The organism is Streptacidiphilus sp. BW17 (assembly GCF_041262485.1).
In the GTDB taxonomy this organism is placed as follows: domain Bacteria; phylum Actinomycetota; class Actinomycetes; order Streptomycetales; family Streptomycetaceae; genus Streptacidiphilus.
The window spans coordinates 20,580-30,337 of record NZ_JBGCCR010000053.1; the positions used below are offsets into that span (position 1 = coordinate 20,580).

General features: G+C 70.1%; 6 protein-coding genes. 4 read left to right on the plus strand and 2 right to left on the minus strand.

What is annotated here, in order from left to right; translation table 11 throughout:
* The first annotated feature begins 1 nt into the window (after position 1).
* Positions 2-4,252 carry a molybdopterin-dependent oxidoreductase gene (locus ABH940_RS35380; RefSeq protein ID WP_370107149.1) on the plus strand — a complete coding sequence of 1,417 codons (4,251 nt, stop codon included), beginning with the start codon at positions 2-4 and terminating at the stop codon, positions 4,250-4,252.
* A 51-nt stretch (positions 4,253-4,303) separates the two neighbouring features.
* Here ABH940_RS35380 and ABH940_RS35385 read toward each other — a convergent pair whose 3' ends face one another.
* Positions 4,304-4,804, minus strand: a complete 501-nt coding sequence (locus ABH940_RS35385; protein ID WP_370062255.1) for a cupin domain-containing protein — start codon at positions 4,802-4,804, stop codon at positions 4,304-4,306.
* A gap of 249 nt (positions 4,805-5,053) precedes the next feature.
* Between ABH940_RS35385 and ABH940_RS35390 the strand changes: the two genes are divergently transcribed.
* From ABH940_RS35390 to ABH940_RS35400, 3 genes are all read left to right on the plus strand, one after another.
* A complete protein-coding gene (locus ABH940_RS35390; protein WP_370062253.1) occupies positions 5,054-5,437 on the plus strand; it encodes a DUF488 domain-containing protein in 384 nt (127 codons plus the stop codon).
* A 431-nt stretch (positions 5,438-5,868) separates the two neighbouring features.
* Positions 5,869-6,324, plus strand: coding sequence for a hypothetical protein (locus tag ABH940_RS35395; protein ID WP_370062249.1), 456 nt, complete (start codon positions 5,869-5,871; stop codon positions 6,322-6,324).
* 317 nt (positions 6,325-6,641) lie between these two features.
* Entirely contained in the window at positions 6,642-7,598 is a 957-nt protein-coding gene (locus tag ABH940_RS35400) for a phosphorothioated DNA-binding restriction endonuclease (protein ID WP_370062247.1), read from the plus strand.
* A 94-nt stretch (positions 7,599-7,692) separates the two neighbouring features.
* Here ABH940_RS35400 and ABH940_RS35405 read toward each other — a convergent pair whose 3' ends face one another.
* Positions 7,693-8,946: an amidohydrolase gene (locus ABH940_RS35405; protein ID WP_370062245.1), complete on the minus strand. Its 1,254-nt coding sequence runs from the start codon at positions 8,944-8,946 to the stop codon at positions 7,693-7,695.
* Positions 8,947-9,758 lie beyond the last annotated feature (812 nt).

Sequence of the window (9,758 nt, forward strand, 5' to 3'; positions counted from 1 at the left end):
GATGTGGAAGGGGCATTTTGTGACGGCATCGGCTCCCCAGGCCGCCACCAGTGCGGTGAAGACCGTCTGCTCCTACTGCGGAGTGGGCTGCGGGATGGTCCTCGACGTCAGTACCGACCCGTCCACCGGTCGGCGCACAGCGACCAGGGCCTCCGGCGACAAGTCCCACCCGGCGAACTTCGGACGCCTCTGTACCAAGGGCACGACCAGCGCCGACCTACTCACCGCCGACGACCGGCTGACCACCGCGCTGGTGCGGAGCGAACGGGGCGCGGAGCCCGAGGCCGCCGACCTCAACGCGGCGATCACCGCGACCGCGCGCCGACTTCGGCAGATCATCGACGCCCACGGGCCCGACGCGCTGGCGTTCTACGTCTCCGGCCAGATGACACTGGAGGCGCAGTACCTCGCCAACAAACTGGCCAAGGGCTTCGTCGGTACCAGCCAGATCGAGTCCAACTCCCGGCTGTGCATGGCCAGCGCGGGCAGCGGCTACAAACTCTCGCTGGGCGCCGACGGACCACCGGGCTCGTACCAGGACTTCGAACACGCGGACGTCTTCTTCGTCATCGGCGCCAACATGGCCGACTGCCACCCCATCCTGTTCCTGCGGATGATGGAGCGGGTCAAGGCAGGCGCCAAACTGATCGTGGTCGACCCCCGGCGCAGCGCCACCGCCGCCAAGGCCGACCTCTTCCTGCAGATCCGGCCCGGCACCGACCTCGCCCTGCTGAACGGACTGCTGCACCTGCTGGTACAGGACGGCCGCACCGACACGGCGTTCATCGCCGAGTTCACCGAGGGCTGGGAGGCCATGCCCGAATTCCTGGAGGACTACCCGCCGCAGCGCGTCGCCGAGATCACCGGCATCCCCGAGGCCGACATCCGCCTCGCCGCGCAGTGGATCGGCGCGGCAGCCGAGTGGATGAGCTGCTGGACCATGGGCCTGAACCAGAGCACGCACGGGACCTGGAACACCAACGCGCTGTGCAATCTGCACCTGGCCACCGGCGCGATCTGCCGCCCGGGCAGCGGCCCGTTCTCGCTGACCGGCCAGCCCAACGCGATGGGCGGTCGCGAGATGGGCTACATGGGACCCGGGCTGCCGGGGCAGCGCTCGACCCTGGTCGCGCAGGACCGCGAGTTCACCGAGCAGCTGTGGGGCCTGCCGCCCGGCACCCTGCGGGCCGAGGCCGGTCAGGGAACCGTCGACCTGTTCTCACGGATGGCCGAGGGCGAGATCAAGGCCTGCTGGATCATCTGCACCAACCCGGTGGCCTCGGTCGCCAACCGCAAGACCGTCATCGCCGCCCTTGAGGCCGCCGAGTTCGTGATCACCCAGGACGTCTTCGCCCAGACCGAGACCAACGCCTACGCCGACGTGGTGCTCCCGGCCACGCTGTGGGCCGAGGCCGAAGGCGTGATGGTCAACTCCGAACGCAACCTCACCCTGCTGCGACAAGCCGTGGACCCGCCCGGCCAGGCGCTGCCGGACTGGCAGCTCATCGCCAGGATCGCCAGCGAGATGGGCTTCGCGGACGCGTTCGACTACAGCTGCGCCGAAGAGGTCTTCGAGGAGATCAAACGGGCGTGGAACCCGAAGACCGGCTACGACCTGCGCGGCGTGACCTACCAGCGGCTGCGGGACGCCCCGGTGCAGTGGCCCAGCGCCACGACCGACGGCAGCGACCGCAACCCGATCCGCTACCTCAACGACGGCACCCACCAGACGCTGGTCGAGCGTGCCGACGGCAGCCGGCCCCGGCTGGCCTTCGCCACCGCCAGTGGGCGCGGGGTGTTCTTCGCCCGCCCACACCTACCCCCCGCCGAACTCCCCGACGACGCGTTCCCCTATGTGCTCAACACCGGGCGGCTGCAACATCAGTGGCACACGCTGACCAAGACCGGGAAGGTCGCCAGGCTCAACAAGCTCAACCCCGGCCCCTTCGTGGAGATCCACCCGGACGACGCGCTGCGGTCGGGCATCGCCGAGGGTGATCAGGTCGAGGTCTGCTCGCGGCGCGGCAGGGCCGTGCTGCCCGCCGTGGTCACCGACCGGGTCCGGCCGGGCAACTGCTTCGCGCCGTTCCACTGGAACGACCTCTTCGGCGAGTACCTCAGCCTGAACGCGGTCACCAACGACGCCGTCGACCCGATCTCCTACGAACCCGAATTCAAGTTCTGCGCCGTGACGTTGACCAAGGTGTCGAGCAAGGTGACGTCGACCGCGCCCGCCACTGGTGCTCCGGCTCCGGCTGGGGGCGAGCGGAGCAGCGACCTGGTCACCGCGCTGGGCAGGCTGCTGGGGGTGGACCCGGGCGCAGCGCCCGTCTTCCCCACCGAGGAACGGCTCTACCTGTCCGGGTTCCTCACCGGCCTCACCGGCCTCGACGGCGGGCAGCGTCCCGGCGGCACAGCGACCACCGCCGTGCCGGTGCTCCCGGCGCTGGCTCCGCTCGCGCCGGACCGGGCCCGGTGGGTCAACGGCCTGCTGGCCGGCATGTTCTCACGCACCGAGGCGAACCCAGCCGCGCCACCGCCGGCCGACTCATTCCCGGCGTCCGCTACCGACCCGCAGCCACAGTCCCGGCCCCAGCACCAGGAGGTGGTGGTGCTGTGGGCGTCGCAGACGGGCAACGCCGAGGACGCCGCAGCCGCCAGCGTCCGTCGGCTGTCCGAGGCCGGCTGGCTCCCCCGCCAGCTCAGCATGGACGACTGCACCCCGGAGGCGCTGTCGCCCGACGCCGTCGTCCTGGTCATCACCAGCACCTTCGGCGACGGCGAGGCCCCCGACAACGGAACCGCCTTCTGGCAGACCCTCAGCAGCAGCGACGACACCCGGGCCCAGTTGAGCGGCCTGCGGTACGCCGTGCTGGCCCTCGGCGACTCCAGCTACGACGACTTCTGCGCCCACGGTCGCCGCATCGACCAACGCCTGCACGAACTGGGCGCCACCCGGCTGACCCCGCGCACCGACTGCGAACCCGACTACCAGCAGGCCACCGACCAGTGGCTGGACCAGGTCCTGACCGCACTGGCCGGCACCAGTACCGCCACCCAGCCAGCGACAGCGGTCCCTGCCGGAGTCCGCCCGGCAGCGGCCACGCCCAAGCACGAGACCGGGTACTCGAAGGCATCCCCCTTCGCCGCACTGCTGGTCGGCAACCGGCTGCTCAACCTCCCCGGATCGGCCAAGGAGGTCCGCCAGTTCACCTTCGACATCCACGGCGGCGACCGCGGCCAGCTCACCTACCAGACCGGCGACGCCCTGGGCGTCTGGCCCGCCAACTCCGCCGAGCTGGTGACGCAGTGGTTGACCGCCACCGAACTCGACCCCACCGAACCCGTCCCGCTCGCCAACCTGGGCCAGGTCCCCCTCGGCGAGGCCCTGCGCACCCGTCTGGAGATCGCCCGGATCACCCCCGACCTGCTCCGCTTCGTGGCAGAACGCACCGCGGACCGGGATCTCAAGCAACTGCTGCGTCCGGACAACAAGGGCGAACTGGCCAAATGGAGTTGGCGACGCCAGGCAATCGACGTCATCGCCGCCCACCCACTCCGGGCCACCGCCGCCGAATGGGCTGCAGTGCTCAAGCCACTACAGCCGCGGCTGTACTCCATCTCCTCCAGCCCGCTGGCCCACCCCGACCAGCTACGGATCACCGTCTCGGTCGTCCGCTACAGCAACGACCGCAGCGTCCCGCGCACCGGAGTATGCTCCGCCTACCTCGCGGACGACGCCGATAACGGCCCCGTCCCCGTCTTCGTCCAGCGTTCCCCGCACTTCCGACCGCCCACCGACCCCAGGGCACCCATGGTGATGGTCGGCCCCGGCACCGGAGTAGCGCCCTTCCTCGGCTTCCTGGAGGAACGTCAGGCCCGTGGGGACACCGGTCCCAACTGGCTGTTCTTCGGCGAACAACGACAGGCGACCGACTTCTACTACCGCGAGGAACTCACCGCCTTCCACCGCTCGGGCCACCTCGACCGACTCGACCTCGCCTTCTCCCGCGACCAACGAGCCAAGATCTACGTCCAGGACCGGATGCGCGAACACGGCCACCGGCTGTGGGGCTGGCTGAACAACGGCGCGCACCTTTATGTCTGCGGTGACGCCACCCGCATGGCCAAAGACGTCGACCGGACCCTGCGCGACATCGCGGTCACCCACGGCGGCCTCGACGAGGAGCAGGCCGAGGCGTACGTCCGACAGCTGGCCACCGACCGGCGCTACGTCCGTGACGTCTACTGACAACCGGTACCTCCCGCCCGGTTCACCGGGCAGCGGTGGCACCCGGGCCTGTCAGTCCGTCGGCAGCCGCTCACCGCAGCGGCTGCAGTAAGCCGGGGAGGCTCCGTCGGGGACCGCGCCGCAGCCGGGGCAGATCAGATGCAGCCAGCAGGCGGCCTCACCGGCCTCCTCCATCGGCTCGGCCTCCCGGATGCCCTGGACCACCAGGCCGGGACGCCGTCGGTGAACAGTGAGGTAGACCAGCCCGTCGGACCCGGCACGCAGACCGCGCCCGGCCCCACTCGGCAACCATGCGAGCGAACCGACACCCAGCGGCAGCTCCCGCTCCACGTCCAGCAAGGCCCCACTGCCCGCGACGACGAGCAGCATCACGTCCAGGTCGTTCTCCTGGTGCTCACCCACATCGGCACCGGCCGGGAGCCGGATCAGGTTCGCGTCCAGTTGCCGTGCGGGCTCGGAGAGCCGCCAAAGCGCGCCGCGCTGCCCAGGCGAAGCCCCGGCGACGCACTCGGCCAGTTCTGCCAGCAGACGCACCGTGCTCCTGGAGTCCATCGTCTCTCCTTCTGACTTCATCCTGGCGCCGTCTTCGTCGGTCCTTCGCAAGCCCTGCCCCCGCTTGCCGGGGGAAGTCTGCACCTGCGTCAGCGGCGCGCTCGACCAGGGTAAGCGGTGGCGGCAAGCAAGCGGGGTGCGCTCGCACTCATGGGAGCGCACACGCAGGCGGCGGGTGGTAACGGGCCGGTCGCCAGAGGGTGTCCACGGGTGTGGACTGGGACAGCGCAGCGATCGAGGAGGCACATCATGCAGTCCGACCCCGGGTTCCGTGTGCGCCGTGTCTACGACCCGCCCGAGCCCGCTGACGGGCTGCGGGTGCTGGTCGACCGGCTGTGGCCGCGCGGGCTGTCGAAGGAACGGGCGGCGGTGGACGAATGGCTCAAGGACGTCACGCCGTCGGGCGGGCTGCGTGCCGCCTACCACGCAGGCCAGGTGGACTTCGACACCTTCCGGGTCCGCTACCGGGCGGAACTGGCCGGGCCCGACCACGCGGCGGCGGTCAGCCACTTGCTCGACCTGGCCCGCACCTGCACGGTCACCCTGGTTACCGCCGTGAAGGACCCGGAGCGCAGCCATGTGTCTGTGCTCATCGACCATCTGAAGCGCCAGCGGCAGGAGCGGCCTGTGTGAGCGCGGCGACTGGTGTGCGGGGTTTCAGTTGGGGCGTGGTCCGGGGCGGTCGGCGGCGGTCAGAGCGTGGGGACGCTCAGTGAAGTCGCGGATGTGGGTGACATGGTCACCGGCAAGACGGAAGAGGCGGTACACCAGGGTGGGCGCTGCGGCGGGATCGTTCGGGTCGGTGATCCGCAGGTCCAGGACGACGGCGTCGGGTAGGTGAAGGTCTCCTCGACCTGGGTGCGGATGCCACGGGCGTGGCGGTCGTCGTACCAAGCCAGCGCCTGGTCGCGGCCCCGGGTCGCGGGCTGGGCAGGGCCGGCGGGGTGGAACCGGACGTCGGGACGGAACCTGGGGACGATCGCGCACGACGTCACCCGGACTCCGTTCGCCCAGCTCAAGATGAACATGAACATGGGGCAGCTGCTCGCATAGTCCGCCAAGCAGTGGACGTCAACGGAGAGAGTCCCGCGCTTCGGACCGCGCGGGACTACTCGCTCGTCCCTTCGACGCCAGCGGGTGGCATTAGCCTGGGCGAGTACCGGCGGAGTCGCGTCGGGTGGCTCGCCGAGAACGTCTCTCTGACCGGTCTCTTGCCCATCGCCCGCAACGGCGGCAGCGACACTCTCTTCCTGGACCTGAACCCGGCCACTCATGGCCAGCTCCATGCGTTCATCCACGCCATTTCCCACCCTGGGTATCTGGGCAACCATGTATTCACGAAGGTGGCTGACGAGTTCGACGCCTATCTCGACAGCCTGATCATCCGCCCCGATATGGCGGAGGACGCCTGGGCCGATGTCGCCGACAGCGATCCCTCGGATCCTCGGCGGAGGACCGTCGAGGAGTGGCTGGACAAGGAACTGCCAGGCTGGCGTGCTGAAGCCTGGGCCACGACCTGATTCTCAGGCGCCCACCTGGTCGACCTGCGCGCAATCCGGCCCCGGAGTGGCGCTTCCACAGTAAGCAGCCGGCAGTGCCGGCAATCGTCCCGCAGCGCACACGGCATGTGCGCTGAGCCCCCACCGCGAGAGGGAGCATGTGCCCCGGTCACGACGGTCGTGGATCGCGGTGATGCTCCGGACAAGTCCGCCCCCGGTCAGGGCACTTGCAGACTCGACGCCGGACTCCTCGTGCCGGGCGATCTGTCCGGTGGTCGGGCGTACGGTCCGTACAAGTGCCACGTCCTGATCCGCGTGAACCCCTACGATCGTGGCCCATGGACTGGCTTGAGCGAACCGCACGGCTGCGTCAGTGGAGCGCGGGCGGAGTCCGTGCCCCGCACAAGCCGCTGCTCCTGCTCTTCGCCCTGGCTCGGTTCCAGCAGGACCCCGACGCCGAACTGTCCTACAGCACGGTCGAGTCGGCGCTGGCGAACCTCCTGGTCGAATACGGCCCGAGCCGCCGGACCACCCCGGCGTACCCGTTCCACCACCTGGTCAGCGATGGCGTCTGGGAAGTGCACACCACCCGGGGTCCCGGAAGCCCCGGCACCGGCGTCCGGGAACTCCGAACCTCGGGCGCCACGGGCCGGCTCGCCGAAGATCTGCGAGTCTCGCTGCGCCGCGACCCGTCCTTGCTCGGACGTATGGCACGGATCCTCCTCGACCTTCACTTCCCGCCGTCCCTGCACGACGACCTGTGCCAGGCCGTCGGCCTCGAACTGGAACCAACCGAGACAGCCACCCTGCCCGGCCCGGCCCGATCCCGGCAACGCGACGCCAGGATGCGCGAACTCGTCCTGACCGCATACGAGTACCAGTGCGCTTTCTGCGGCTACGACGGCCGCATCGGCACGGTCCCGGTCGGGCTCGAAGCAGCACACGTGCGCTGGTGGGCATTCGACGGCCCGGACGAGGTCGACAACGGCCTGTGCCTCTGCTCGCTGCACCACAAGCTCTTCGACAAGGGCGTCCTCGGACTCACGGACGACGACACCGTCATGGTCTCGCAGCACTTCGTGGCGCGGAGCCCGGCTGGGCGCCAGGTGATCGACCTTGCCGGCAGGTCGCTCCTCGGCCCCCAGGCAGGCACGAGGCGCGTCGACCCTCGACACCGCGCCTGGCACACCAAGCAGGTGTTCCACGGACTCCCGCGCCCTCGAGTGCTGGGGCTTCTGCGAGAGGTGAGAACTGTCCCTTCGCCTGACCCGCATGCGGCGGGCACCGATGACTGAACCCGGCGTACAGGCCGAACACGACCAGGCGCCCTTGCATGGTGCCGTGGCGCCGGGGCTCGGCGTCGCCGACGCACTGAAGGCGAGACGCTGCTCAGGGGGTTCCGAGCCAGGTCAGGGCGGCGATGGTGAGCGCTTCGACACCGGTGGTCAGGGTGGGTTCGACGACCGGGGCGAAGAACGGGGAGTGGTTGCCCGGCAGCTCGTCGAGGCGGCCCTCCTGGAGGGCGGCGAGGGTGGGCTCGGCGTCCAGGCCTCCCCAGAACCAGAAGACCGTCGGCACCTCGATCGCGGCGCCGAACACTCCGACGTCCTCGCTCGCGTTCACCTGCGGCATCGTCAGGACGCGTGCGGCGCCGAAGTGCTCGGTGAAAGCGGCGATCGTGGTCCTGGTCGCCTCCGGATCGCTCACCAATGCGGGGACGGACACGGACCAGGACAGGTCCGGTTCGGCCACGGCGGCCGACGCCGCGGATTCGGCGCGGGCGATGCGCTCGATCGCGGAGCGGACGAGCTTGCGTGTCTGCTCCGTGTAGGTGCGGATATTGACGCCGAGTTCGGCGCGGTCGGGGATGATGTTGTCTTTCGTGCCGGCCTGGAGGCGCCCGACAGTGACCACGGCGGACTCCGCCGGGGGTACCTCGCGGGCGACGATCCCCTGCAGGCGGGTGACGAGATGGGCCGCCATGAGCACGGGGTCGACGGTCGACTCCGGGCGCGAGCCGTGCCCTCCGCGGCCGTGCAGGGTGATGGCCAGTGAGTCCGAGGCCGCCATCACCGGCCCGGTGCCGTAGCCGATGAAGCCGGCCGGCAGGGGCGCGACGTGCTGGCCGAGCACGATCTGTGGCCGCGGGAAGCGGTCGAACAGCCCGTCGTCGACCATCCCGCGCGCGCCGACGGCGAACTCCTCGGCGGGCTGGAAGACGACCAGCAGCGTACCGCGCCACTGGTCGCGTGACCGCGCGAGCAGGGTCGCTGCGCCGGCGAGGCAGGTCGCGTGCATGTCGTGCCCGCACGCGTGCATCACGGGGACGTCGCGGCCGTCCTGGTCGATGGCGCGGGTGCTGCTCGCGTAGGGCAGGCCGGTCTTCTCCTCGACGGGCAGGGCATCGATGTCGGCGCGGAGCATCACCACCGGGCCCTCGCCGTTGCGCAGCACGCCCACCACACCGGTCCCGCTCACGCACTCGGTGACGTCGTCGAATCCAGCGTCCCGCAGACGCCGGGCGAGCAGTGCGGCCGTACGTGTCTCCTGCAGGGACAGTTCGGGATGCTGGTGCAGGTGCCGGTAGAGCTCGGCCAGGCCCTCGCGGATCTCCGGGAGGTTCCCGATCACGGCGTCGTTCATGGACAGCCTCTCTCCGCCGACTCATGGGACTGGGACTTCTGTCGTGGTGGCCGGCGCGGCTGGACGCGCTCGCGGAGCAGGTCCCAGCGGAGCCGTGCCTGGCCGCGAAGATTGCTCCACAATTGGCGTTCCTCCCCCTTGGGCGGTGTGTGTCCCCGCCAGATGCGGGCGCGTTCGATGACGACCTCGCGGCCGAAGGCGCCCGCGACAACAACGAGCATGACGACGAACCGGCTTGAGACCACCACGAACACCGGGCCGACGGGGCCGTAGCGGGACGCCGAACTGCCGGAATAGCTCGGAAGACAGGTGGTCGCCGGGAGGAGTAGGCCGACTCCGCAAGGGCCAGCGCAAGCGCGGGGGGAGCAGCTCTGTCCGGGGTGCGCCGGTCGCCCAGTATCAGACCGGTGCACGTGCTGACGGCGAGCGTCAGAGCCCCCATCAGGCCAAGGGCAGAGCAAGCGGGCGGACGCTGCGCATCGGGGGATCCTCACGATCGTGGCCAGTCGGAACGCCTTCGATTAGACCCCCGTGCTCCCCGCCCCGCGAGGCGGCCCACCCGTGCCGGCGAACGGCGGGCGCCAGCCCCCGGAATGCCCCCGCTCGGCGACCCCCACGCCGCCGAGGACGAGTCGGCGAGGAGTGAACCTGCTGTCGGCGGCCACTCCACCTGACTGGCCCGGGACTCCTGACCCTCTCGACCGGCCGCGCCGCGCCGAGAGGCGGACGAGCGCACGGAGCGGATTCAAGTGTGACCCAGATAACTTATGTCACGGCATATATGTCGTGTAATGTATTCGATATGAACACTG